This window comes from Pseudomonas sp. 32_A (assembly GCF_017490905.1).
In the GTDB taxonomy this organism is placed as follows: Bacteria; Pseudomonadota; Gammaproteobacteria; order Pseudomonadales; family Pseudomonadaceae; genus Aquipseudomonas; species Aquipseudomonas inefficax.
Window position 1 is genome coordinate 1 of sequence record NZ_JAFGYI010000520.1, and the last position, 237, is coordinate 237.

The 237-nt window shown below is 62.4% G+C and carries 1 protein-coding gene; it reads right to left on the reverse strand.

Features of this window, described 5'->3' with window-relative positions; genetic code table 11:
• Nucleotides 1-237 (reverse strand): amino acid permease (locus J5M58_RS27665; protein ID WP_207880725.1); only part of this gene is annotated, 237 nt, incomplete at both ends.

Here is a 237-nt window from a genome sequence, read left to right on the forward strand (position 1 = left end):
CCAAGGCAACCAGCGCCACCAGCAGGTCCTTGCGGCGCAGGGCCGGCTGCCCATCGTAGGTTTCTTTACGCACCGCCAACAGCACGGCGTAGGCCGCCGACCACAGGTAGGGCACCAGGATCATCGATGTGGCCAGGTAGATCAGCGACAGGTAGGTGCTGTTGGAAAACAGCGTGATCACCAGGAAGATCTGCACCATGGCGTTGGTCAGCCACAGGGCGTTGGCCGGTACCTGGT